The 23,986-nt window shown below is 40.7% G+C and carries 24 protein-coding genes and 1 tRNA gene; 9 read left to right on the top strand and 16 right to left on the bottom strand.

Annotation, left to right across the window (positions count from 1 at the left end; genetic code table 11):
• Window positions 1–45: 45 nt before the first annotated feature.
• The 6 genes from NTZ93_00240 to NTZ93_00215 form a co-directional block, all read right to left on the bottom strand.
• A tRNA-Arg gene (locus tag NTZ93_00240) sits at window positions 46–120 on the bottom strand.
• Between the two features lie 11 nt (window positions 121–131).
• A complete protein-coding gene (gene ndk / locus NTZ93_00235) occupies window positions 132–605 on the bottom strand; it encodes a nucleoside-diphosphate kinase (GenBank protein MCX6816295.1) in 474 nt (157 codons plus the stop codon).
• Window positions 606–610: 5 nt separating this feature from the next.
• The gene (locus tag NTZ93_00230) at window positions 611–937 is read right to left on the bottom strand and encodes a hypothetical protein (GenBank protein ID MCX6816294.1); all 327 of its coding nucleotides are present in this window, start codon (window positions 935–937) and stop codon (window positions 611–613) included.
• A complete protein-coding gene (locus NTZ93_00225; protein MCX6816293.1) occupies window positions 930–1,823 on the bottom strand; it encodes a pitrilysin family protein in 894 nt (297 codons plus the stop codon). Before NTZ93_00225 ends, NTZ93_00230 begins: the two co-directional genes overlap by 8 nt.
• A 4-nt stretch (window positions 1,824–1,827) precedes the next feature.
• Window positions 1,828–2,964: a hypothetical protein gene (locus tag NTZ93_00220; GenBank protein MCX6816292.1), complete on the bottom strand. Its 1,137-nt coding sequence runs from the start codon at window positions 2,962–2,964 to the stop codon at window positions 1,828–1,830.
• Between the two features lie 3 nt (window positions 2,965–2,967).
• Complete coding sequence (locus tag NTZ93_00215; protein ID MCX6816291.1) at window positions 2,968–3,444, bottom strand: hypothetical protein; 477 nt, start codon at window positions 3,442–3,444, stop codon at window positions 2,968–2,970.
• 102 nt (window positions 3,445–3,546) lie between these two features.
• Here NTZ93_00215 and NTZ93_00210 point away from each other — a divergent pair, with 102 nt between their 5' ends.
• Together NTZ93_00210 and NTZ93_00205 are read left to right on the top strand one after the other, a co-directional pair.
• Complete coding sequence (locus tag NTZ93_00210; GenBank protein ID MCX6816290.1) at window positions 3,547–4,722, top strand: O-antigen ligase family protein; 1,176 nt, start codon at window positions 3,547–3,549, stop codon at window positions 4,720–4,722.
• A 52-nt stretch (window positions 4,723–4,774) separates the two neighbouring features.
• Window positions 4,775–5,797 (top strand): hypothetical protein, encoded by a 1,023-nt coding sequence (locus NTZ93_00205; protein ID MCX6816289.1) that lies wholly within the window; start codon window positions 4,775–4,777, stop codon window positions 5,795–5,797.
• Here NTZ93_00205 and argS read toward each other — a convergent pair.
• Window positions 5,775–7,439, bottom strand: coding sequence for an arginine--tRNA ligase (gene argS, locus NTZ93_00200; protein MCX6816288.1), 1,665 nt, complete (start codon window positions 7,437–7,439; stop codon window positions 5,775–5,777). The two genes, NTZ93_00205 and argS, sit on opposite strands and share 23 nt — an antisense overlap.
• A 40-nt stretch (window positions 7,440–7,479) precedes the next feature.
• Between argS and NTZ93_00195 the strand changes: the two genes are divergently transcribed.
• The 3 genes from NTZ93_00195 to NTZ93_00185 are packed head-to-tail and all read left to right on the top strand — an operon-like array spanning window position 7,480 to window position 10,438.
• The gene (locus NTZ93_00195; GenBank protein ID MCX6816287.1) at window positions 7,480–8,880 is read left to right on the top strand and encodes a radical SAM protein; all 1,401 of its coding nucleotides are present in this window, start codon (window positions 7,480–7,482) and stop codon (window positions 8,878–8,880) included.
• Window positions 8,877–9,554, top strand: coding sequence for a class I SAM-dependent methyltransferase (locus tag NTZ93_00190; GenBank protein ID MCX6816286.1), 678 nt, complete (start codon window positions 8,877–8,879; stop codon window positions 9,552–9,554). Before NTZ93_00195 ends, NTZ93_00190 begins: the two co-directional genes overlap by 4 nt.
• Complete coding sequence (locus tag NTZ93_00185; protein ID MCX6816285.1) at window positions 9,551–10,438, top strand: glycosyltransferase family 2 protein; 888 nt, start codon at window positions 9,551–9,553, stop codon at window positions 10,436–10,438. The genes NTZ93_00190 and NTZ93_00185 overlap by 4 nt, the downstream gene beginning before the upstream one ends.
• On the opposite strand, the gene NTZ93_00180 is transcribed toward NTZ93_00185, so the two are convergent.
• Genes NTZ93_00180 through NTZ93_00145 form a run of 8 tightly spaced genes read right to left on the bottom strand, consistent with a single transcriptional unit; the run spans window position 10,393 to window position 18,827 of the window.
• Window positions 10,393–11,955, bottom strand: coding sequence for a radical SAM protein (locus NTZ93_00180; protein ID MCX6816284.1), 1,563 nt, complete (start codon window positions 11,953–11,955; stop codon window positions 10,393–10,395). The two genes, NTZ93_00185 and NTZ93_00180, sit on opposite strands and share 46 nt — an antisense overlap.
• A complete protein-coding gene (locus NTZ93_00175; GenBank protein MCX6816283.1) occupies window positions 11,955–13,307 on the bottom strand; it encodes a radical SAM protein in 1,353 nt (450 codons plus the stop codon). The genes NTZ93_00180 and NTZ93_00175 overlap by 1 nt, the downstream gene beginning before the upstream one ends.
• Window positions 13,304–14,578 carry a flippase gene (locus tag NTZ93_00170; protein ID MCX6816282.1) on the bottom strand — a complete coding sequence of 425 codons (1,275 nt, stop codon included), beginning with the start codon at window positions 14,576–14,578 and terminating at the stop codon, window positions 13,304–13,306. Before NTZ93_00170 ends, NTZ93_00175 begins: the two co-directional genes overlap by 4 nt.
• The gene (locus NTZ93_00165) at window positions 14,575–15,753 is read right to left on the bottom strand and encodes a glycosyltransferase family 4 protein (protein ID MCX6816281.1); all 1,179 of its coding nucleotides are present in this window, start codon (window positions 15,751–15,753) and stop codon (window positions 14,575–14,577) included. Before NTZ93_00165 ends, NTZ93_00170 begins: the two co-directional genes overlap by 4 nt.
• Before the next feature lie 3 nt (window positions 15,754–15,756).
• Complete coding sequence (locus tag NTZ93_00160) at window positions 15,757–16,530, bottom strand: glycosyltransferase family 2 protein (protein MCX6816280.1); 774 nt, start codon at window positions 16,528–16,530, stop codon at window positions 15,757–15,759.
• A complete protein-coding gene (locus NTZ93_00155) occupies window positions 16,527–17,186 on the bottom strand; it encodes a class I SAM-dependent methyltransferase (GenBank protein ID MCX6816279.1) in 660 nt (219 codons plus the stop codon). The genes NTZ93_00160 and NTZ93_00155 overlap by 4 nt, the downstream gene beginning before the upstream one ends.
• Window positions 17,186–18,094: a glycosyltransferase family 2 protein gene (locus tag NTZ93_00150; protein MCX6816278.1), complete on the bottom strand. Its 909-nt coding sequence runs from the start codon at window positions 18,092–18,094 to the stop codon at window positions 17,186–17,188. The genes NTZ93_00155 and NTZ93_00150 overlap by 1 nt, the downstream gene beginning before the upstream one ends.
• Before the next feature lies 1 nt (window position 18,095).
• Window positions 18,096–18,827: a glycosyltransferase gene (locus tag NTZ93_00145; protein MCX6816277.1), complete on the bottom strand. Its 732-nt coding sequence runs from the start codon at window positions 18,825–18,827 to the stop codon at window positions 18,096–18,098.
• Between the two features lie 31 nt (window positions 18,828–18,858).
• On the opposite strand from NTZ93_00145, the gene NTZ93_00140 reads away from it, so the two are divergent.
• Window positions 18,859–20,943 carry a hypothetical protein gene (locus NTZ93_00140; GenBank protein ID MCX6816276.1) on the top strand — a complete coding sequence of 695 codons (2,085 nt, stop codon included), beginning with the start codon at window positions 18,859–18,861 and terminating at the stop codon, window positions 20,941–20,943.
• Complete coding sequence (locus NTZ93_00135; protein MCX6816275.1) at window positions 20,936–21,340, top strand: hypothetical protein; 405 nt, start codon at window positions 20,936–20,938, stop codon at window positions 21,338–21,340. The genes NTZ93_00140 and NTZ93_00135 overlap by 8 nt, the downstream gene beginning before the upstream one ends.
• Here the strand turns inward: NTZ93_00135 and NTZ93_00130 are convergent.
• A complete protein-coding gene (locus NTZ93_00130; protein MCX6816274.1) occupies window positions 21,291–22,304 on the bottom strand; it encodes a glycosyltransferase family 2 protein in 1,014 nt (337 codons plus the stop codon). The genes NTZ93_00135 and NTZ93_00130 overlap by 50 nt on opposite strands.
• Before the next feature lie 113 nt (window positions 22,305–22,417).
• Between NTZ93_00130 and NTZ93_00125 the strand changes: the two genes are divergently transcribed.
• Window positions 22,418–23,158 carry a glycosyltransferase family 2 protein gene (locus NTZ93_00125; protein MCX6816273.1) on the top strand — a complete coding sequence of 247 codons (741 nt, stop codon included), beginning with the start codon at window positions 22,418–22,420 and terminating at the stop codon, window positions 23,156–23,158.
• Window positions 23,151–23,984, top strand: a complete 834-nt coding sequence (locus tag NTZ93_00120; GenBank protein MCX6816272.1) for a hypothetical protein — start codon at window positions 23,151–23,153, stop codon at window positions 23,982–23,984. The genes NTZ93_00125 and NTZ93_00120 overlap by 8 nt, the downstream gene beginning before the upstream one ends.
• The last annotated feature ends 2 nt before the right edge of the window (window positions 23,985–23,986 follow it).

Raw genomic sequence — 23,986 nt, 5'->3', positions numbered from 1 at the left:
ATTATATCAATTTATGTGCCCCGCACCACGAAGCCTTCGGCGAAGTGGTGTCCCCAGGAAGAATTGAACTTCCATTTAGGGTTTAGGAAACCCTCGTTCTATCCGTTGAACTATGAGGACCTCCTTATATTTTACTCTTCCCGCTCTTCTTTTGAATAAATCAATTCCTCGCCAATCGCCGTCCACTGGATTTCTTCCTCATCTTTAAATACCAAGTGTTTTTCTTTTTTCGCTGTTTCGACTGAATCAGAAGCGTGAATTAAATTTAATTGCTGGCTGACGGAAAAATCGCCTCTGATGCTACCCATTTCCGCTTCCCTGCCTAAAGTGACCCCAACCAGTCTTCTCACCACTTGGACCGCATCAATTCCCTGCCACAGCATGTCGATAATCGGCGAAGATTTCATAAACTCTTTCAAATCTTTAAAAAACTTCTTATCCTTATGATGAGCATACCATTCGTCCAGAATTTCGTCTGTTAACCGCATCATTTTTAGTCCGACCAACTTCAAGCCTTTTCTTTCAAACCGATGGATCACCTCACCCAAAAGTCCTCTTTGTAATCCGTCCGGTTTTACTAAAACCACCGATTGTTGTAAATTCATATAAATTAAATATAGCTCTTTTTTTTAACTTTGCCAACAATAGTTAAATTTAGCTGGCTGGGTTTAAAAATCTGTCTGGCCAATTTTTGAATTTCTTCCGGATTAACCTTCTCCACGCCCTCAATCATTTCTTTAACTGTCCTCAGTTTACCTTCCAAAAGCAGGCTTTCACCGAATGTTTCGGCTACATCCTGGCTGTCTTCCAAACTTAAAGCCAACCGGCCTTTTAAATATTCCTGAGCCAGCTTTAATTCTTTTCCGCTCACCGGTTTTTGAGTCATTAATTCATACTCGTTTTTAGTGACGGAAATCGCCTCTTCTAATTTATCCACCGCACACCCGGCCTGCGTTACCAAATAACCCCCGCTTTTCCCGGATTTCATTCCACAGTCTTGAGCTGGTGTTTCCCCCTAAAATCGTATTCAAAACTGCCAATACATAACGGTTAATATTGGTTCTTTCAAATGTTCTTGTTCCCAAGCAAAAATGCGCCTGTTCAATCTTTTTCTCGATTGCCTGAATTTGCGGTTTATCCTGTTTAAATTCCAGCTTTTCTGGTCTTTGCCGAAAACTAATTCCCTCGCCTTTTCCGGTAAATATTTTTTCTACTTCGGCTGCCGTAGCTTTAGCGGAGGCCGGCCCAGCAATAGCTAAGACCATATTTGCCGGCTGATACCACTTATTTAAATGCTTCAAAAAATCTTCCCGTTCCAACCGCCCAATATTTTCTGCCGGGCCAATTACCTCCTGTCCTAACTGTGTCACACTATATACTTGTGATACAAACTCATCGCCGACTAAAGTCATCGGCTCATCGTGACGCATCTTGATTTCTTCCAAAATTACTCCCCGCTCGCGTTCCAATTCCGCCAGCGGCAACTTCAGCTTAAAAATTATCTGGTATAAAAATTCCAGGGCTAAATTTAAATGTTGTTTGGCCACTTTCACCCAAAAACCCGTATATTCTTGTGAAGTAAAAGCATTAAACACCCCGCCAACACTGTCAATCACTTTATTAACCTCTTGGGTTGTCGGCCATTTTTCCGTCCCCTTAAACACCATATGTTCCACAAAATGCGATAAACCATTAATTTCTTTCGTCTCGTCCCGGCTCCCCACCCGCACCAGTAAAATCGCCCCCACCGACTCCGTCTTCATCGGCACTGTCACCAACGTCAAACCGCTCCTTAAAACTTCTTTTTTCACCTTAAATTCCATGAAGCTATTGTAACACGTTCTCAATCACGGCTTTTATTTCCTCAACTCTTTTCTCTGCCTCCGAAAATCGGTCACCGGCTACCATTTGAACCACAGAATCAGTTTTTCCCAACCATTTTAAATCCGCCTCATTACCAATAATTCTTCTGTTTAACTCTACCGCTGCCGGTTTACAACCAATTAAAGAAATTCCCGCCAATCTGGCCGCTGCCAAATATGGTTTTACCCGGGGAATCGTCAACAAACCGTGAGCAATTTCCTCCACCATAATTGTCTCTAGCTGTCGCCTCTGCCGGTAATCTTCCTCACCCTGTTTTCTAAACCCAACGTGCGCCTGCAGTTTTCTTTCCAGTAAATCGCCAGTTTCGCGTAACGCCCAGCGGGTCATCTCCCTTTCATAATTTAGCTGCACCGCATTAGCCGTGTATTTATCGGCCACCCGGGATGAAAACACTAATTGCCTGACAGCATTAATAAACGCCGACCTTAACCTGATTCTGGTCACCAACGGATTAATTCTCCCTAAACTGTCTCTTGTAAACGCCTTCCGCAATTTTTCCATCATCTGAATTTTCCGACCAGCCTGAACATCAGTTAAATTTGCCCTAACCAATAACTCTTCCACTCCCTGGTTTAGAAGCGATAAATTATTGGGATTTAACCCGCCGCCTAAAACCGTTTCTGCCAGCTCATCCACCGCTTCTATCACCTTCTCTGCCTGCCAAAGATCGCTAGCTTCCCCGGATCCAACCACCCGATTCATCACGTGTCTTTGTCCTCTTATGGCTGACTCAATTGAAGTAAATAAGGCCGGCGACCAAACCATTGCCTTCTCCCTAAATTGAGGAATATGCTGTAAATATTCTTCCGGAGTTTGCTTTTTCGGATGGGGGTACAGCAGTTGAAAATCAGTTGCTCTTTGTTCTATTTCTCTAGGACTTTTTTCCCGCCAGCTAATAGCATAAATATCTCCCACCGCGTCTAAACGCAAATTTGTATTCTCGCCCATTAATGGCGGCAGTCCCATCACCAAAGCATCCTCTGTTCTTGCCACCAGCACCAGTTTATTAAAATCCGCACCCCCGACCTCTAACAACTTCTTTCCCCATTCGTACCCCTGCATCTCAACTGTTAATCCCATAAATTATTCTCTTTTTACTACCTGACTATCCGGCACCCAGAATTGGAATTCTTTTCCTGATGCTTCAAAACCACAACTTGGACAATACTCATTAACTAATAGCCGTGTTTGACCTTTACGCCTTCTTCTACCAGACCTCTGCACAACTGTATCCCTAACAAAAAAATTGCCACAACCATGTTTTTTTGGTTGTTCCTCTAAATCTAAACAAAATGTCTGGCTAGTCAGATTCCACTTTTGTGCCTGCCATTGTTGTTCATACTCTTCCTGCTCTTTTCTACGCGAAGCCATCATACCACGGTAAACAAACATTTGATGCTCAGTTAATCCCTGAGTTGTTGGTAATTCTTCACCGGCATCAAAAGCTATTTCAATTCGCTTAAGTAAACTTAAAACTACCCCTTTATCGTCTGGCGGTTTTTTCTCTTTAGGCTGGTTCTTTGGCTGCCGCGGAATTATCGGAACATCAGGACCATTCAAACTGTACTGTCGCCACGTTTCCCTAACCATATTCTCCCAGGCAGGCGTAATTTAAAACTATTATACGCTTTTTATGCTATAGTATTTCTGCTGCCCGGATTTATGGTTAATCTTTTTTATCTGCTTCTCTTTCTCCTGCCTTCAAATCTCGCCAAGCATTTTGTTTTCCCCTCGTCATATGTTTCCGGCATTAAAGTCGATTACCTTATCCCCGCGTTGTACCTGACCGACATTCTGATAATCCTATTGCTGATTTTTAAGCCGATTAAAAAAATCCCCAAAACCATCATTGTCTTTCTTTTGTGCCTCCTGCCTTCCGTTATCTTTGCCAACTCTTTTTGGCCGGCAGTTTATAAATATGTAAAAATCATTGAACTGGTTTTATTTGGCCTCTGGATTTACCAACACAAAAAGCTAATTTCCCAAACAATTGTTATTAAAATTCTCAGTTTTTCAGTTTTATTCCAATCATTATTAGCCATCACCCAGTGGTTCAAACAAAGCTTTATTTTTGGCTACTGGTTTTTCGGCGAACAGCCCTACTCCGCCGCCACTCCCGGCATCGATAAAATTATCTGGCTGGACGGCTCTTTAAAAATCCCACCCTTGGGCACTTTTCCCCACCCTAATGTCTTAGCCGGCTTTTTAGTAATTGCCTTTCTCGCTACTGCCGCCTACTGGCTTAAAAGAAACAAAATTATCTTTATTCTGTATTCTTTAATCGTTAATCTGGCACTTTTTCTCACTTTTTCTCTTTCCGCTTGGCTGGCTCTTTTATTAATCGGAATACCGCTGGCGGCTAAATTTAATCTTAAAAAATATCTGATTTATTACGGCTCGGTTTTAATTTTCTTCTCTCTGATCTTTAATCGTTTATCTTTTCTCGCCCCTGAATCATCGTTTTCCCGCCGCTCCCAACTGGCCTCTATGGCCATCCAAATGTTTAAAAATCACCCCTTGGTCGGTGTTGGTTTAAACAACTTCACTGTCGTCATGGATAATTACGGCCTGATCCCCGCCACCACCCGCTGGCTCCAACCGGTTCACAACATTTATTTATTAATCTTATCCGAAACCGGAATTATCGGCGTTTTTGGCTTTCTATATTTTCTCCTACAGGTTCTCTCCTTGAAGGCTTTTAAGGAGAGACCTTATTGGATCTCTTTCTTAGTAATTTTATTTCTTGGTCTTTTCGACCATTACCCCTTCACTCTCCAGCAAGGCTTGCTACTCTTAATTCTAACCCTCCAATCTATTGACATCAAACCTGTAATGTAGTATTATCAGCCACATTTTAAAAAATTAACTGCCTAAAAAATATAACAAAAACATGACTCTTCCATCTGAATTTTCACCACAAACCGACAATAATCCCCTGACAAGTCTAGAACCAAGAAGAAAAGCAGGAGAAAGTTATTTGGGGAGAAACGATATCGCTAGATTGCTCGACACCGCTTCTGATACATATGAGTTTGAAAGATTTATCCCTTCTACCGTAGAACCAGGGCTTAATTTTTGCTCAACTATCGCAATAATCCACGCCATTGATCATAAAGGACAAACCCAAGGATGGGAGGACCAGGATCTTCAACTTATCTTGCCCGCAACTTTGGCTGCCCTCACCACCGCTGGTTTTGCCAATGGCAGAACGTCATTGGAAGCATTACTGACTGGAGCAACTGGTAAACTTGATGCAATAATGAAAACTATTCTCCCGGAAAAAGCCTGGAAACCTCTCAAGGTTATCACAGGAGCAATTGTGGCAGGAAATCAAGTAGATAATATTGGAAAAGTGGCCAGTGTATTGATAGACGAAAAGAGAGTGGAAAAAAGACTCTTTCAATTAAGCAAGTTTCAAAGAAATATTCTATTAGACCCCGAAAAGACCCGGGCCCTAATGGATTTATTAAATCTACAGAATGGCCAGGATCTTCTTCCGACACTAACTCGTCTTCCCCAAAGCACAGAAGCCATTCTGGCAAAAATAAGCCCTTTTTCATTAAAAGACATGAAAGCAACCACTCAGTTATTTAATGCAATAGAACAACATACGGATAGTCGCCTACAAATTGATACTCATAATTTATGGATTAAAACTGAGGTTGAAAAGCTGTTGGCGGCGGGGGAACAATTGGGACAAATGGGAGGAAATCTTACTGCAGCTACAACAAAAGCAATCCTGCGTGGCAGTGGCCATATAATCGGTGGGGGTATTGGAGGACTCATGGAACTGGGTGATGAAATGATTTGGCAGATACGAGAAGCCATTGAAGCAATAAAAGAAAGAAACGAAAAAAGAAAAGAAAGAGTTAAAACCACAAAACTGTTTTCTACATCTTCTCCGGCGCACTGATCCCCAATAATCCTAATCCTTTCTTTAAAATCTCCCCCGTCGCGCTCGTCAGCCACAACCGAAAATCATTACCGATCACCCGGTGTTTGTTGTAAAAACTGTTAAATTTTTGGGCCAGATCATATAAAAATTTCGCCACCACGTCCGGCGCCAACTCTTCGGCCGCCTGGACAATAGTTTCCTCAAACCGCACCAAGCTCCGCAGTAGAATCTCTTCTTCTTGATTACAATAAGGAGACTCCTCGCAGACCTGCGAGGAGTCTCCTTGCAGGTGCGCTTTCTTGAGAACACTTCGCGCTCTTGCGTAGGTATACTGCAAATATGGCCCGCTATTGCCCTCAAAACTAATTGACTTGGCAAAGTCAAAAATCACATCCTGGCCAATTCCCGACTTTAATAAGGCATATTTCACCGCTCCCAGGCCGATCTGTTCAGCCACTTCATCATCACATTTAAAGTTTTTCTGGATCAAGCCTTTGGCTTCGTTTAACAGCCAATCGGCGGTAATTACATTCCCCGACCGTGACGACATTTTCCCCTCTGGTAATTTCACCATGCCGTGGGCCAACCACTCGGCCTTTTTCCCCAATTCCGGTTCGATTAATTCCAAGGTTTTTTTCACCACCCGGTAATACTCGTCAATTTCCTTGCCGAAAACATTTAACGACCGGTCATACTTAAAATCCTGGTATTTCGCCTGGGCCAAACCTAAATCCTTGGCTTCATAGGTCGGCAAACCAAACTTATTTAAAAATACCCGGGTATGTAAGCCATATTTTTCGCCCTTAAACACCACCGCTCCCTCGCTTTTTTCTAACACGCCTTTTTTCAAACCTTTCTCCACTAATTTTTTACCCAAAACCGCCACCTTAGACTCCGGATAATAACCGTCAAATTTGGTTCCCAGCCTTTTGTAATAAGTTTCAAAATATTCCAAAGACCAACTTAAGCCCGCTTCATAAATTTCTTTCACCGACTCATCTTTGTCATAAATTTTTTTATTCAGCTCGGTAATTTCTTTTTTTATCTTTTCATCTTCTTCAAACGCCCTTACCCCCAAAGCATATCCCTGCCCCAAAAAATTCTGCCTGTCTTTGATTGATTTTTTCTCCAAATCCTTAATCGCAATTTTCTCTTTGGTCAGCTTTTGCTGCATTCCCCAGACGGATTTGGCCACGTGCATTCCCACATCACCGTAAAAATTCCCCCGCCAGACCGTCACCCCGCTAGCTTCAAAAATCTTGGCAATTGCTTCACCGATTAAATTAGAGTACAAATGGCCCAAGTGAAACTCCTTAAATGGATTCGGGTCAGTATATTCAACGCTGATTTTCTTTCCCAGTAATGGTTTTTCCCAATTGCCTTTTAGCACTTGATTAACTTGACTGACAAGAGCATCTGATTTGATTGATATATTAATAAAACCAGCCCCTTTTACCTCAATTTTTGAAGCGATTTTATTCAGGCTTTCTTCGGCTTTTAATTTGGCGCCAATTTCCTCGGCTTTATGGGTAATTATCCCCACATTAGTCGTGTAATCTCCCCAAGCCATATTTTCCGGGTGCTCCACAGAAAACTTAACCGGTTTTACTCCCAATTCTTTTAAAACTTTTTTAATCGTTTGCTCAATAATTTGTCTCATTGTTATTCCATTTTACCTTATTTTAGGTTAAATTAACTATATGAAAATCTGCATCGGTTATCCGCCCTTAAAATCACCAAAAGGCACCCCTTTATTGTCCCAAAACCGCCAGTTTCAATGGTTTAAATCCCCCACTTATATCTATCCGCTTATCCCGGCCTCCGCTGCCACTCTGTTAAACAAACACGGCCACGAAGTGATTTGGCTCGATGGCATTGCTGAAAACTGGACCTATGAACACTGGTTTAACCAGCTGAAAAGCAGCCAACTGGACCTGTTATTTATTGAAACCAAAACCCCGGTTATCAAACAACATTGGCAGATTATTAAGGAGTTGAAAAAATCCCTGCCAAAAATGAAGATTGCCATTGCCGGCGACCATGTGACTGCCCTCCCTGATGAAACCAAAATCAACTGCCCGGTCGATTACCTGATTCACGGTGGTTACTATGATTTATCTTTACTGGCTATCGTAAAAGGTCCGACCTTAAAGGTTAAATCTTCAGAAAGGTCTGACCTTAATGCGCTCCCCTTTATTGACCGGAAATTAACCAAATGGCAATTATATGCCTACAAAAACGGCAATTTTAAATATACCCCGGGAACTTACACTATGGCCGGCCGTGACTGTTGGTGGCGCCGGAATGGCGGCTGTACTTTTTGCTCCTGGACCACCCTCTTCCCTAACTTTATGGTCCGGACAGCAAACAATCTTTTAGACGAAATCGGCCAACTCATCAAACTGGGAATTAAAGAAGTTTTTGATGACAGCGGCACCTTTATGGTTGGCAGTTGGCTAACTCAATTTTGCCAGGGCATGATCAAGCGCGGCTATTATAAAAAAATCGCTTTCGGCTGTAATCTGCGCTTCGGGATTTTAACCGCTAAAGACTATCAACTGATGGCCAAAGCCAACTTTCGTTTCTTGCTTTTTGGTTTGGAATCCGCCAACCAAATTACCCTCAACCGCTTAAACAAAGGCATTAAAATTAACCAGGTTGAACCAGAATTAAAACTTATTAAAGCCGCTGGCGGCCAGTTAGAACCCCACGTCACCTGTATGGTCGGTTATCCCTGGGAAACTCTGGCTGACGCGCAAAAAACCGTTAACTTTACCAAAAATCTCTTTAAAAAAAGCTTAATTAACTCTCTTCAGGCAACAATTATTATCCCCTATCCCGGGACTAAATTGTTCAAACAGGCCAAGAAAAATCACTGGCTCAAAACCCTGGACTGGAATAAATACGACATGTCCCAACCGATTTTAAAATCGCCGATTCCTGACAAAAAATTAATGGCCCTCACCCGGAATATTTACTTAAATTGCCTGACTCCGGCATTCATTTTCAGAAAAATCCTTTCTATCCGCAGCCTATCTGATCTTAAATTCTTATTTAGATCGACCCAAAAATTCATCGGCCAGCTGCTGGATTTCTCATGAAACTAAACCAATTATTTAACCACAAAACCCGCCTTTATAAAAACGGTTTAAACGAATCGATCATTAAATACGTTGATTTTAATAAAAAAATTCTTGATGTTGGCTGTTGTGAAGGCACCCTGGGAAAATACCTTAAACAGCATAAACAGGCCGTTGTCTTTGCTATTGATATCTCCAGTCAAGCCATTACCCAAGCCCAAAAAAATCTCGATCAAGCTTTTACTTTAAACATTGAAACTGATCGTCTGCCTTTCCCCCAAAAGTCATTTGATGTTATTATCTGCGCCGATATTTTAGAACATTTATTCGATCCGTTAGCGGTCTTAAAAAAACTTAAACCCTTTCTAAAAAATAACGGAATTTTCATCTTATCAATCCCCAACATTGCCAATATTAAAATCAGATGGAATTTACTCTTAGGCAGATTCTATTATCAAAAAGACGGCATTATGGACGACTCCCATGTTCGTTTCTTCACTCGTAAAACCAGCCAAAAACTGGTGGCTGATGCCGGCCTGAAAATCCTTGCTCTCGATTATTCTCCCGGATTTGAGTTCTTCTTTTTAAAAGGCAGGGTTCTAAAGATTAAAATACTAAAAACATTGCTTTATCAACTCACCAAATTATCGCCTTCGCTTTTCTGCGCCCAATTCATTATCGTCGCTCAACTATGACCCAGCAACCAAAAATCTCCATTATTATTCTTAATTGGAACGGTTTAAAAGATACTCTTGAATGCTTAACATCATTATCCAAAATTACCTATCCAAATTATGAAATTGTTGTGGTCGATAACGGTTCCCAGGCTGAAGATATTTTCAAGATCAGGCAAAAATTCCCCTCGCTATACATTCTGAAAAATAAAACCAATCTTGGTTTTGCCGAAGGAAATAATGTGGCCATCAGACGAATCTTAAAACAGGGCCAAAGCGATTATATTTTGCTTTTAAACAACGATACCGTTGTGACCAAAAACTTCCTCAATCACTTAGTCGAAACCGCCCAAAATTACCAAAACAGCGGTGCCCTGGGCCCCAAAATCTATTATTACCGCCGCCGGGGTAAAACAAAGGTCATCCAATCAATCGGATCAATGATAAATCTTTCCTTAGGTAAAATTTCTCTGGTCAAACAAAAAAATAACCGCCCCCAGGCCGTTGATTTTGTCACCGGCGCTTGCCTTTTAATCAAAACAGCAGTGGTCAAAAAAATCGGTCTTTTAGATAAAAGGTTCTTTTGCGTCTTCGAGGATGCCGACTGGTGCCTCAGGGTAAAAACAGCCGGCTTTCTTATCCTCTATGTCCCTCGGTCGGTCATTTACCACAAATTGGGCCAAACCATCAAAAAAACATCACCCGTCTATTACTACACCAGAAATCTTTTTTGGTTTGAATTCAAACATGCCAACTCCTTTCAATTATTATTTTTCCTGCTTAATTATTTTATCTTTATCTTCCCAGTATATTTCTTTGGTTATCTGCTAGTGAAAAAAAATTACGCTCTCTGGAAAAGCTACACCCGCGGAGTTCTTGAGGGAATCTTTGCTTGCAAGCGCTGAAACAAATATTTAGGAATCTTTAGCAAACTAGAGATGATGTACCATCTTGCCGTATCTATTTTTGAACCGCGTCTAATAGTATAAATATTGGCGCTCATCAATCTTAACAACAAAGTTAATCGTTTAGAATGCTTTTTTATTAAACTGTTATGGCTTAGCCAAATAACAAATTCTCGAGACACATATTTCTGTTTAGCCAAATAGTATAAGTTGTCCCAAAATAGGTCATCATTATCTCTTCTCAAATCTAAAGTCGGCGTCCATCTCTTATACGATTCTTGTTTTTGATCTTCAACTTCGTTTTCTGAAATCATTTTCTTCTCTAAAAGAAGATTTGTGAGTTCTGTCTCTGGAAAATGTGTCAGCGTATGTGTGTGCAACTCAAAAGGCTTTGGCAATTTCAATAAAAGATTAAATGTCTCCCTCTTGTCTTTGCTTGTTTCCAAAGGATTATCCATTATCACATCATAAGCGCAATTGATTTTATATTTTCGCAATATTTGTCCCACCCTTATGATGTCTTCATTAGTGTCGTATCTTTTGAAATATTTATGTCTGATTTTCTCCGAACCTGTTTGTATTCCCATTGTCATATCCTTGGCTCCCGCATCTTTCAAAAGTCGTATCATTTCTTCACTGGTAATTTTTGGATGGCAATAGCAGAAAAACGGTAGGTTAACCGTTTTTTTATATTGGCAACAAAATTTTCTTATCCAATTGATGTCAAATGTAAATACATCATCTTCAAAAGCTATGTAGCTTACATTCTTGTATTTTCTTTTTGCATAAACTAACTCCTTAATAACATCTTCAACACTCCTACGCCTTACATATTTTCCTTTGCCCTTATATGTCATTCTCAAGATGTTATTACTGCAGTAAGCACAATTAAATGGACAACCCCTTGACGTCATGAGCCAGTATGATGTTTTTTTCTCTGAGTCTGGCAAATTAAGTACATTACCGTTTTCCACCAAGAACTTATTTTTATTTGAAAAGTCAGGAAAGGGCAACAAGTCAAGATTTTGAATCAAAGAACGCAAATCATTTTTAATAATTTTATCATTCTTTTTAATCCATAAATTTCGGATGTTATCTATTTTTTCTCCGCTTGATAATTTTGTTGCCAATTCCACGACTGCCTTTTCACCTTCACCAATACAAACAATATCTGTAAATTGTATGCTTTGAATTGGTCTAATTATAGGGTGAACTCCACCCCATATCACTAAAGTATCAACCTCCTTTTTTATTTCTTCAGTTATTTTGGAAGCCAATTTAAAAAGGGTGGACCGAACACTAATGCCTACAAAAAGTGGCTCCAGGTCTTTAATTAGTTTAATAAGAGCTTTAACTTCATTAGTTGTTGGAGAATCCATCGTGTTATTTGGATTTAGTTGTTTAAAGAAAATCGAATTAACGCTAAAACCCGCTTCTTTTAGAGAAGCATGTAAGGTGCACACTGGAAACGAGTTCAGGTCATAAAGAGCTATTAATACTACATTCCTTTTTTTCATTAATTAGACATTAATCTTTCCATTACTCCTATTAAATATTTAGGAATCTTTAAAGGATTTTTAATAAAATACATTGCCAACCGTCTTTTTTGCTCCAGCTTAAACTTCAAAAACAATTTATATAACTCATCTCTGCTTAACTTTTCCGACAAAATTACGGTCCGGTCATGATTCTGATAAAAGTCCACATCCAGCCTGCTCCAATCCATTTTTTCGCCCACCAAACCTTTGCTCTTCGCGTATTCCCAAACCGGCGTTCCGGGCAAAGGCGCTAAAACATAAATATCAAACCCGCGCAATCGACTTTTCTTGATAAATTTTAATGTTTGTAAAATATCCGCCCGGGTTTCTGTTGGCGAACCAATTATAAAAGAGGCGCTTGGTTCGATGCCATACTTTTTTAAAATTCTGATTGCATTAACATGGTTCTTCACATTAATCGTTTCACCTTTCAAGTACTCAAGAATCCTGGGAGAAGCTGATTCCAAACCCATGGATGTCCTGGTGAAATTCAGTTTTTTTAACACCTTCGCTAACCCCTCATCCACTAAATTAGATCTCACCATACAGCCAAAACTCACTTTACCCAACAGCTTCTCTTTTTTAAGCAGTAGTAGTAAATCATTTAATCTTCGCCTGTGGGCAATAAATAGATCATCCCAAAAATCAATTCGGTTTATCCCATAATTTTCAACTAGATACTTTATCTCCTTAACCATATATTCTGCCGAAAAAAATCTCACCCGGCCCCAAAAACGGGACGAAGCGCAAAAAGTACACCTGTAAGGACACCCTCTGGAAGTAAACATATAAGTAGGATTACCAATCGTTATCAAATCTCTCGCCGGCAAAGGGACCTTATTCAAAGGTTCTATTAATTCCCTTCTTGGCGTTAGCACCAACCGATTCCTTTCTTTAAAAGCAAGCCCTTTAATCTTTTTTAAATCTTTTTTAATAAATTTCCTTTTTTGTTTATAAAGCTTAAAAAGCTCCACAATCGTTTCTTCCCCTTCCCCGATTACCGCCACATCCATCTCCTTAGTTAAAGTTGAAGGCATCACTGTAATATGGATCCCTCCGATGATAACCGGCAGGTGATATTCTTTAGCAATTTTTGCATACTCTACCGCCCTCTGGTAATTTTGCGATACTGAAGAAATCGCCACGATATCAGGATTAAATTTTTCTATCTCTTCTCTAATATCCTGATTAATAATCTTAAATTGCCACTTGTCTTCACGGAAATTCTCTCTCAACGAGCTCGCCAGATAGCCCAGTCCCAATGGCGGCAGCAAGGTTTGGATTGACCTACTGGTATCAATGGCGTTTATGAATAAAAGCTTTATTTTCATTTTGCCAAATCTCTTTGTTTTAACTTTCTAAACTTCGTTATTATCAAAATAGTAATTAGTGAAGATGATAAAATCGCTGTTAATGAAGCCCCTACTCCTCCCCACCAAGCTATCAGAACAAAATTAAGTAAAAAATTTAACAAAGATCCCCAAAAAAGGGCCTTCAAATAATCTTTCTGTAAATTCATGGTTTTTAAGGCTTCTGAATAAGTCGTGTTAATAAATAAAATAAAAAACGCAATTAATAACAAACGAAACATGCTAATGCTTCTCACATAATCCGGGCCATACAATAAAACAAACAGCTTCCCGCTGATCAAAAACAAGATCAAACAAAATATTAATACGCCCGAAATTACCCACTTGGTAAAAAAATCAATCAATTTATAAAAACCTATCTTTGACTTTCCATACTCTTTAGCTAAGGATGGAAATAAGGCGCTGAAAAAAACGCCACCCAAAACAGTCATCACAAAAATTAACTGAAAAGCGATATTATACAAACCAACTTCAATATCTCCGGCAAGCAGTTTTAATTGAATCGTATTCATCTGCATATATATCGAACCCAATAAAATGATAAGAGCAAACGGCCATGCCTCCCTTAAACTTTTTTGAAAAAAAGTTAAATCTGTCCCCGGCCAAAATTCAACCAACTTTTTTTTAGTTAAAATCATCGTCGCCAAAAGAGCAATAACTGCGGCAACAACATAACCTTTAGTTAATCCCTCTATCCCCAACTGCTGCTGAACTACGTAAAAAACAATTAAAACCAGACTAAGCGAATAAACAATCTTAGAAACAACCAAAAATTCCATTTTTTCAAAAGCTTGAAAAATTGCTTGAAAAAAGGTTGTCAAAGACGTAATCGTCACAAAAATCGTCACCCAAAAAACTAAAGTTATCAACTCTGAAAATTTACCTAAAAACTTAACTGACAAGAAAACCAAACCTAACACAGCCAAGCTCAAAATTAACTTAATGACTATTAAATTATCGATATATTTTCTCGCTAAGCTTTTATTCTTCGCCACCTCTCTGATCGTTAAGGTTGACAAGCCCAAATCAGTGAAAATTACCAATAAAGAACCAAAAGCAAAAACAAAACTAAGTCTTCCATAATCCTCCGCCCCCAAATATCTAATTATCCAAATATTTAAAAAAAATACTGGAGCTTTAGAAACAACTTCGGCTAACATCAGCCAAAACGTATTTTTAACCACAGTCTGCTTCGTCGTCAGATTATTAAATAACCAAAGCTTAATCTTCATAAAATCTTTTCCAGCTGAGATAAAACTATTTTTTTACTATACCTTATTTTTAAAGCTTTATAACCATTCTCCCCTAATCTTCCGGCTAAATTTCTATCTTTTACCAATCGGTCAATCTCCGCTGCCAGCTCACGCACTCTTCCGAATTTAACCAATCTGCCGCCTTTAGCCCCCTTGATCAACTCCCTGACCGGGCCAATGTCGGCCCCGATTACTGGCTTTTTCTTAAGCCAGGCTTCCAAGTATACCAATCCAAACGACTCCACCCGTGACGGCAAACAAAAAACATCCGCCGCCGACAAAATTGCTTCTTTCTCCTGCTCACTGACATCATCCAAGTCTACCAAAAATTTCCACTGGTGTTTTTTCTTATACCGCTGCCAAAAAGCCGTCTTACTTCCCACAGTCACCAATCTATAACTATCATCTTCCTGCCATAACTGTCCTACTGCCTGAGCTAAAACAGCTAATCCTTTCTCCTCAATCTTACTGCCGATAAACAGCACTGTTTTTTTCCCCGTTAAATCATGTTTGGCTTTAAACTCAACCGCCAACTGTTGCCACTCCTTTTTCCTGACTGTGATATCCGCTAAAAATCCGGGTTCCGTTTTTATCTTGCTCTCCGGCAATCCAAACTGTTTCACCAAAAGCTCTTTCTCCGCCCCGGTCAAGGCCTGCACCATATCCGCCCGCTGTAAAACTTGCCTCAAGGCTGGATGATAATACTCTCTCAATGCTTCATGAAAACAGGGAGTAACTACCAAACGCGGCTTAAATTTAAGCTGATCAATCGCCTTCACCACCAGCCAGTTCAAATAAGCCGGAAAAGGGACCACCCAGACGATATCAAACTTTTCTTTTTTAAAAACATCAGCTAACCCCAATAAATTCGGCCCGCAGGCTTGGAACTTAAACTGAGTTATCAAGCTCGCTAAAGACAGCCACCAGCCACACTTTAAGCGCTCTACCTTAACTCCTTTAAACTCATCCTGTTTTTCCTGCAGTCGCTGTCCAAAAGGCAAATACCAAGATCTCGTCGTCCAGCCATCAGCCGTAATCACTTTGCAGTCAAACCCTTTTTCCACTAATCCCTCCGCTATCCCTTGAACCAATCTTCCCGAACCAGACAATTTAACCGGTAAATAAAAAGGGGTAATAAAAGCTATCTTTTTCATATCTTATACTAATCCTAAAACCGCTAATCTTATCCGCCTGTCAATTCCCTTAAAGTTTTTCATCACCGTTAACTTTCTGTTCCTGTGGTAATAATATTGCACCGTCTCTGACGCCACATTCTGCTTAAATGACAAGGAGCCTTTGTGCCAAATCATTGCTTTAGCGCCATACCAAGCCTGGCCGCCTTGTTTTCTGGCCCGTAAATTCAAATCCACATCTTCGTAAAAAAACTTGAAATTCTCATCAAACCCGCCTAACTCCAAGAAAAACTTTTTCTCTATCATTAAACAAGTACCATTAGCATAATCTGCTTGGCGATTTACTTCATACTGTCCTTTATCTGTCTCCCCCCGGCCATGCGCCCTGCCCCAACCCGGCCAAAGATAATCTCCCCAAACACAATCAATCTTATTAGTCTGATAAATCTTAATCTTTGGCTGAATGAGTCGTTTGTGTTTGACCAGCTTAACCATTTCTTTTAACCAGTTTTTATCTGCCACTGTATCAGCATTTAAAAATACCAGCCATTCACCCTTAGCTTTTTTTGCCCCTAAATTACCGCCGCCGGTAAAAAATAAATTTTCTGAAGATTTTATTAACTTCACCAACCGTATTTTTTTATATTTTTTGTTAAGTAACTGCCAACTGCCGTCATTGGACCCATTTTCCACCACCACAATTTCGAAATCATTAAAATCCGTTTTTAAAACTGAATCAAGACAGTCGGCAATATAATTTTTACCGTTGAAATTAACAACAATCACCGATATTTTCATATCTTTTGCGCTAAAATCGCTATCCCAGCCCCAATTTTTAACCTTTCTGGTTTGACTGGTTTGACTTTTAATTTTATCCCTAATTTATTCCCCCATAATAACTTATGCCATTGGTGAATTGTCTGTTTATCTAAATAATAATAGCCGTCGATTAACTTAAATCTTATTATTTTTAACATTTCTATCCATTTTTCTTTACTCAATAAATTATAGTGCTGATATTTTCGGTTAAACCAGCGAGCATACCACTCTCCCCGCCCTAAATATTCTCCCAGACAATCGCTGGGCATCGTCGCCACTAATAGCCCGCCCTGTCTTAAAACCCGGTTAATTTCCGGTAAAACTTTGTCTAAATTCTGAATATGCTCAATCACGCTATTGCTAAAAACTAAATCCGCTCTGCCGCTAGCTAAGGCTATTTTCCTCGCATCCCCCAACAATACTTGGTTATACATTCCTGATTGTTTCGCTTTTCTCACCATCACTAAATCATTGTCCAACCCCCACTCAATTTTTCTACCAAATACTTGCCTGGCAATCTCCCCCTCACCGCAGCCTAAATCCAAAATCTTACCTTTAAAATATTTTCCCCAATTTTGCTTTAACAACGCCACTTCTACCCCCCGCCATAAATTAGTCGCCTGATCAAAGTTCATTAAAATCCCCTCCCGGAAATAAAAGCTAAGCCTTTGCCAATATACCATTCCCAATCTCGTTTAATCGTCACCTGCTCCAGCCATTGATCATTACCTTTTAGTTGCTGCTTTGGCCAATGCCACAGTAACCAAAACCACGCTCGCTCAATCGCCCAAGCCTGCCGCCATTTACCCTTAATTACAAACATTATTTCCAGGCCCAGCCAACTTAAACTAACCCAAAACAACATCCGCCAGCGCCGCCAGCCAAAAGCATTTTTTATAATCGTCATTAGCTGATTCCGGCAGGCCAAGTAAACCTGTCCGGCTGCCGGAACCTTGGGAATCGGCTTGGCTTTGGTGCCGTAGCTATGATAAACCTGACCCATCCACAAAAACCGCACCTCGTACCCGGATTGCCATATCCGCCAGCACAAATCCGGTTCTTCCCAGTAATAAACATAAGTCTCGTCAAAGCCACCGATTTTGGCAAAAACATTTTTTCTGACAATCATTGCCGCTCCTTTGCCGGAAAAAATCTTATCAGCTTTGTCAAATTGTCCCCGATCCTCTGCCTCCCTGGCCCGCTCTACCAAAAAGCCGTTATTGGTTAATAAATCGCCGGCGCTGTCAAATTTATTGCTTCCCATTCTTAATAATTTCAGTTGTCCGGCGCCGACTTTCGGTTGTTTATCCATAAACTTAACGACTTGATCCAACCAGCCTTTTTTTACCTGGGTATCATTATCCAAAAAAACCAAATACTTCCCTTTAGCTTGGCTGGCGCCATCATTGCGTGCCTTAGAGGGATTACCCGGCCCAATAATCCCGTTATTCACCACGATTAATTCCAATCCCGGTCCAAGCCCCTGCTTTGGAAACGACCAATTAGCCAAGTTGTTAGCAATAATAATCGAAACTTTAATCATATTAGTGTAACCATTTTTGCCTGAATCTTAAGTAATTTCTGATTCTCTCTCCCCAATTTTTCCGCTTAATAAACGCTCCGCTTCTGGATACCTGATGCTCTAACCTCACCTGCCTGCTCCACACTAATCGGTAGCCCAATTTTTTTATCTTCATCGCCAAATCCACTTCACACCACTCGCTCGTACCCTGATAATCTAAATCAAATCCGTCCGCCTCCTTCACCAACTCTCGCCTTAAACTCATATTGCAAGCTTCTAAATAATCAACTTCTTGTAAACCTTTTAGTCTTAAACAACTCTTAAAATTTGATCCCGGCGACCACCAGCCAATTTTAGTGATTTTACCCACTGCCAACGGTTGATTATCTAAAACCAGTTTCACCCATAACTTCACCAGCCAATTTTTTTTACCATACCACCAAAATACCAACCGGTTTTTTAATAAATCTTCCGGAACTATTGTCGGACCGCTGACACCACCCACTTCCTTATTGTTATCAAAAATTTTAACTAAATTTCTGGCCCAATCTTTAGCCAAAATTACATCATCATCAATCCAAGCCACCACTTCACCCTTAGCTTTCCGCCAACCCAAGTCTCTGGCTTTCACCAACGGCGAATCTCTCACAATCACTGTTTCTAAATCCTTAAAACTTTGCTGCTTTAAACTGGTTAAACACCCTTCCAAATCTTTCGGCCGGCCACTGGTGCAAATAATTACTGACAATTTCATCTGATGACTATTGTATACTAAAATAAATTTCATGAACTTTAATAAACGAAAACTTTTTCATCTCTGCCTCATCAGTTTTCTGATCCTATTTTTAGAGCTCTTGCTAATCCGCTTAATCAGCGCCGAAATCCGTCTTTTTGCTTATCTGTCTAATCTGATTCTCTTAGCCATTTTTATCGGCTCCGGCTTAGGCATGCTGATCAAAAAAAGACTGCCCCTGACACTCTCTGCTATCCTGCTGCTGATTTTAACTGTTATCTTAACCTTTAAACTCTTCACTCCCATCACCAACTTTCTTTCCCCCTTAAGCGACAGCTTTATCTGGTTTCAAACCCCCTGGACCTCCTGGTTAACTATTATTTGGGGTCTAATCCTTACCCTCTTCCTTTTTGCTCTCACTCTGGCTATCTTTATTCCTTTAGGCCAGCATCTTAGCCTCTTTTTCCATCAGCCAAAACAGCGAATCTGGTTCTACTCCTTAAACGTTTTCTTTTCTTTAATCGGCATTTTAAGTTTTAATCTAGCCTCTTTTCTCAACCTCTCTCCCTATCTTGGGTTACTCCTGGCTCAATTTATCATCTTCAGTTTAACTGCCAAAAATCACCAAAATCTTTCCATGTTTTTAACTATCTTGTCTATTATTGTTATCAGTTTTAATTTGGTTAACTCGACTAATACGACTTGGTCGCCCTATCAAAAACTTGACCTTCAACCTATTCCTAATTCCGCCGATTACTTCCTTCAAGTCAATAATGTCGGTTACATGGGACTGCTTGATCTCTCGGATAATCGCCGGCAAGCGCTGATTAACCAAGTTGGCCCTAATCAATTACCTCCTGACTTTTCCACTCAATTTAACAACCAATACCAACTTCCCTTTGTTTTTAAGCCTCAACCCAGCTCAGTTTTAATTGTTGGCGCCGGCGGCGGTAATGACGCGGCGGCGGCGGTTAGAAACTCCGCCAGCAGAATTGATGCTATCGAAATTGATCCGCAAATCATCAAACTGGGGCAAAAATATCATCCGGAACAACCCTATTCTAAACCCACCGTTAACCTGGTTAATAACGACGGCCGTTCATTTTTCCAGCAAACCCAGAATAAATATGATTTGGTAATTATGGGTTTAGCCGATTCCCATACCTTATCCGGCTCCTTAAACAACCTTCAGCTGGACAACTATTTATATACCCAAGAAAGTTTTCAAGCTATCAAAAACCTGCTCCAGCCCGACGGCTTGGTCTTTATTGCTTTTGATGTCCGCCGGCCCTGGATCGGAGCGCAAATCCAAAACAACCTGGCTGATGTTTTCCATCACCAACCTTTAGTTTTCAGCCTCCAAAATGATCCGCCGATTTTTGGCTGGGGCGGGGTCATCTTTGTTCAAAGCCTTAATCCCGACACCCTCTCAAACCTGCTTAATCGCCAACCAAATCTAAACCAATTTATTCAAAAACGGCTGGAAAACTATCCTCAGCCCCTCAAAAACCTGACCGATGACTGGCCCTATCTTTACCTTGACCAACCCCGTCTGCCCAAACTTCACCTGGTCATCTCCGGCCTTATCGTCTGCTTATTTTTCCTCTTTTCCCGAAAACTTAACTTAACCCAACGCTTTAACCCGCTCGCCTTTTTCTTGGGCGCCGGTTTCCTCTTATTTGAGTTTCAAAACATCAGCAAAACCGCCTTGCTTTACGGTAATACCTGGCAGACTAACGTCTTTACCATCTCCGCTATCTTAATTCTGATTCTGTTGGCTAACTTAAGTTTTTCTAAACTAAAAATCCCTCTGAAACTGGCTTATCTGTTTTTAATCATCAGCTTTATCTTCACCATAATTATCCCCCTAAACTGGCTCAATCAACTACCCCAACTGGTTAAATACTTAGTTTTACCTTTCCTGCTTAACCTGCCGCTTTACTTTTCCGGCCTGATTTTTATCAATCTTTTTTCCCGCGCTCATGACGAAACCGCTTTCTTAGCTAGCAATCTAATCGGCTCAGCCATCGGCGGCCTGCTTTCCTTTTTATCCTACCGTTTTGGTTTACAATCACTCCTTTTTGTCAGTCTAGCTAGCTATCTTTTCTCTCTAATATATACTATTCATGATGCCTAACAATTTAATTAACATCAAGTTCGGAAAAACCACCCTAGCTCTTATCATTAAAGCTAACTTTAAAGCCAAACCCCACCAGTTCTTAACCAAACCAGATAACCCTTTACAGCTGGGAGTTAACTTCTACCCTAAAGGCCGCCAAGTTAAACCCCACCAACACCGACGCCTGGCCAAAACCACTCATAAAAATCAGGAGTTTATTTATCTGGTTTCCGGCCAAATTGAGGCCACTTTCTTTTACAAAGGACGGACCTTTGTAAAACACATTCTTAACCCCGGCGACTGTTTGTTGCAGTTCTGTGGCGGCCATGGTTTTAAATTCTTAAAGCCGACTAAACTCATTACGATTAAGCAAGGACCTTACTCTGATCGCCAACACGAAAAAATTGAAATATAAGCCTTATAAGAACTGGCTTTCCGTAGACAAAAACCATCGCAACACTCATAACCGGATGCCAAAACCAGGCTAAATCCGGCTTAACCATAAACCCCCAAGCTGCTTCCAGTGTCGGACCAACCAAAGTCAAGCTATAGACGACAGACAAACCCAACCTTGCTTTATCCCGCCAACTTCTTACCCATTTAAATCTTCTCATGTTTCGTTGACTCAAATATAACTCTTTCATATACCGAAACCGCTTGCTTAAAAACTTAAAGCACTTTTCCCCAGTATCATGAACAATCTCATTTTTAACTACTACAAACTGGTTCATTCCTAAACTTACAAGATCATAAAACACATCAATGTGGGAAAAATATTTTTCGTCAACTTTTGCTTTCACCAACTTATCTTTCCACACCAAAATCCCGTTGTCCCCCAGCGTCGGCATATCTTTGGCGGTAAACCGCACCAACCAATAACCGCCTTTATCTTCAGCTGCACCGCTTAACCGCCACCCATTTCCACCCCAACCCTGCCGGTCGGCTTTACCCATAAACTTCGCTACCGGATCATTCACCCCCATCAAAGCAAAATAGCGATTTAAGCTGGTGTCGGTTTTTCGATAAGCATAGTGCCACGGATAAGCGGCCACTGCTTCCGGCTCTTTTAACAAACTAACAACCATTATTTTTAGCCATAATTTATCCGGCAGCACATTATCTGAAGCCATCAACAACACGAACTCCTCTTTTGCCTCTTTCAATCCAATCGCCTTAGCTTTTTCCGGATTACCAGTCCTCTCTGCCACCACCTTGCAGCCATACTTCTTTAACACTGCCAAAGTCCCGTCAGTCGACCCGCCGTCCGCCACCACAATCTCCACTTTACCGCCATAATCCTGCTCCCGAATGCTTTTTAAACACACCTCAATCGTTCTGATGCTGTTAAAAGCCGGCATCACCACACTGACAGACTTCATCCTTTAATTGTATACTTACTCCCAAGATTTTATTAACCAAGTGTAATAATTAAAACGTCAGGCTCGCCTGCCTGGTTTGCTTTTTCCCTATTTCTTAGTTATAAAGTTCTTAAATGCCAAAAAATCCTAAACACCTCATTTCCATTATTATCCCTGCCTATAAACAAGAATCGACGATTGTCAAAGACTTAAAACGGATTCAGACAGTCTTAAACCAAATCCGCTATGACCATGAAATGATTGTGATTGTCGACGGCCGGCTGGATAAAACTTATAGCAAGGCCAAAATGTTAACTTCGCCTCAACTCAAAGTTTATCTCAATCAAACCCATCAAGGCAAAGGTTATACTGTCCGCTACGGCATGTCCAAAGCCAAGGGCGACTACATTGCTTTTTTAGACGCCGGTATGGAAATCGACCCCAACGGCATCTCCATGTTGTTGGAACACTTAGAATGGTATAACGCGGATATTATCGTCGGCTCTAAACGCCACCTAGCTTCGGTGGTCCAATATCCGCTGGACAGAAAAATATTAAGCTGGGGTTACTATCATTTAGTCCGCTTGCTTTTTGGCGTCAAAATTAAAGACACCCAACCGGGTATTAAAATCTTTAAAAGAAAAGTCCTGGAAAGAATTCTGCCTAAGCTCGTCGTGAAAAAATATGCCTTTGATATTGAAATGCTTTCCGTCGCTCACCGTAAAGGATTTACCCGCATTTTTGAAGCTCCGATTAAGTTGAAATATCACTTTGGCTCAGTCACTGACGCGGCCACTTTAAACACCATCTGGCATATGCTGTATGACACCTTGGCTGTCTTTTACCGCCTGAAAATCCTCAAATACTATGATTAGCGTCATTATTCCCTGTAAACTTAAGTCTGATCTGTGTTCTGAACTACTGCCGGCCCTACGATCCCAATCAACCAAACCTTTAGAAATCTTAATTATCACTGATAAAATTCATCCCGGAGGCCCGGCCCAAAAAAGAGACTTTGCCGCTAAGCTGGCTAAAGGGAACATCCTGGCCTTTATTGACAGTGATGCTTATCCGGACAAACATTGGCTGAAAAATGCTTCTCAATCCTTAAAACCGGCAAATATCAGCGCTGTTTGCGGCCCGGGTTTAACCCCGCCAAATAATTCTTATTGCCAAAAAATTTCCGGCTTGGTCTGGTCAACCACGCTCGGGGCCGGTCCTTACACTTATCGAAACTGCCAAAAACCTAGCCGTTTTGTTGACGATTATCCCACTTTTAACTTTTTAATTAAAAAGTCCAGCTTTAACCAAATTAACGGCTTTAATACCAAATATTGGCCCGGCGAAGACACTAAGCTCTGTCACGACCTGGTTTACCAACTTAACCAAAAAATCCTTTACCATCCGCAGATTTTGGTTTACCATCACCGCCGGCCGATCTTTATTCCCCATTTAATCCAAATCTCCCGCTACGGCTTCCAGCGCGGCCGCTTTGTTAAAATTTTCCCCCGTACTTCTCTCCGCCCGGCTTATTTCCTGCCGCTGTTATTACCATTTATTTTCCCGCTTTATTGCCTGACTTTAATTATTGCCGCTATTTATTATCATTCCCCGCTTTTAGCCCCGGCCGTCTTCTTAACCCATCTCACTTACGCCCTTTACTTCATCAAAGGCCTATTTACAAAGGTCCGTCCTTCGTAAAT

This window comes from Candidatus Beckwithbacteria bacterium (assembly GCA_026397255.1).
Taxonomy (GTDB): Bacteria; Patescibacteriota; Microgenomatia; order UBA1400; family CG1-02-47-37; genus JAPLVF01.
Note: the sequence above shows the minus strand (reverse complement) of the source record. Positions and strands in the feature narration are given on the sequence as shown.

Coding starts and splice junctions, on each gene's coding strand:
- ndk (MCX6816295.1), bottom strand. CDS start 605: ATGAATTTACAACAATCGGTGGTTTTAGTAAAACCGGACGGATTACAA.
- NTZ93_00225 (MCX6816293.1), bottom strand. CDS start 1,823: ATGGAATTTAAGGTGAAAAAAGAAGTTTTAAGGAGCGGTTTGACGTTG.
- NTZ93_00220 (MCX6816292.1), bottom strand. CDS start 2,964: ATGGGATTAACAGTTGAGATGCAGGGGTACGAATGGGGAAAGAAGTTG.
- NTZ93_00210 (MCX6816290.1), top strand. CDS start 3,547: ATGGTTAATCTTTTTTATCTGCTTCTCTTTCTCCTGCCTTCAAATCTC.
- NTZ93_00205 (MCX6816289.1), top strand. CDS start 4,775: ATGACTCTTCCATCTGAATTTTCACCACAAACCGACAATAATCCCCTG.
- argS (MCX6816288.1), bottom strand. CDS start 7,439: ATGAGACAAATTATTGAGCAAACGATTAAAAAAGTTTTAAAAGAATTG.
- NTZ93_00195 (MCX6816287.1), top strand. CDS start 7,480: ATGAAAATCTGCATCGGTTATCCGCCCTTAAAATCACCAAAAGGCACC.
- NTZ93_00190 (MCX6816286.1), top strand. CDS start 8,877: ATGAAACTAAACCAATTATTTAACCACAAAACCCGCCTTTATAAAAAC.
- NTZ93_00185 (MCX6816285.1), top strand. CDS start 9,551: ATGACCCAGCAACCAAAAATCTCCATTATTATTCTTAATTGGAACGGT.
- NTZ93_00180 (MCX6816284.1), bottom strand. CDS start 11,955: ATGAAAAAAAGGAATGTAGTATTAATAGCTCTTTATGACCTGAACTCG.
- NTZ93_00175 (MCX6816283.1), bottom strand. CDS start 13,307: ATGAAAATAAAGCTTTTATTCATAAACGCCATTGATACCAGTAGGTCA.
- NTZ93_00170 (MCX6816282.1), bottom strand. CDS start 14,578: ATGAAGATTAAGCTTTGGTTATTTAATAATCTGACGACGAAGCAGACT.
- NTZ93_00165 (MCX6816281.1), bottom strand. CDS start 15,753: ATGAAAAAGATAGCTTTTATTACCCCTTTTTATTTACCGGTTAAATTG.
- NTZ93_00160 (MCX6816280.1), bottom strand. CDS start 16,530: ATGAAAATATCGGTGATTGTTGTTAATTTCAACGGTAAAAATTATATT.
- NTZ93_00155 (MCX6816279.1), bottom strand. CDS start 17,186: ATGAACTTTGATCAGGCGACTAATTTATGGCGGGGGGTAGAAGTGGCG.
- NTZ93_00150 (MCX6816278.1), bottom strand. CDS start 18,094: ATGATTAAAGTTTCGATTATTATTGCTAACAACTTGGCTAATTGGTCG.
- NTZ93_00145 (MCX6816277.1), bottom strand. CDS start 18,827: ATGAAATTGTCAGTAATTATTTGCACCAGTGGCCGGCCGAAAGATTTG.
- NTZ93_00140 (MCX6816276.1), top strand. CDS start 18,859: ATGAACTTTAATAAACGAAAACTTTTTCATCTCTGCCTCATCAGTTTT.
- NTZ93_00135 (MCX6816275.1), top strand. CDS start 20,936: ATGCCTAACAATTTAATTAACATCAAGTTCGGAAAAACCACCCTAGCT.
- NTZ93_00130 (MCX6816274.1), bottom strand. CDS start 22,304: ATGAAGTCTGTCAGTGTGGTGATGCCGGCTTTTAACAGCATCAGAACG.
- NTZ93_00125 (MCX6816273.1), top strand. CDS start 22,418: ATGCCAAAAAATCCTAAACACCTCATTTCCATTATTATCCCTGCCTAT.
- NTZ93_00120 (MCX6816272.1), top strand. CDS start 23,151: ATGATTAGCGTCATTATTCCCTGTAAACTTAAGTCTGATCTGTGTTCT.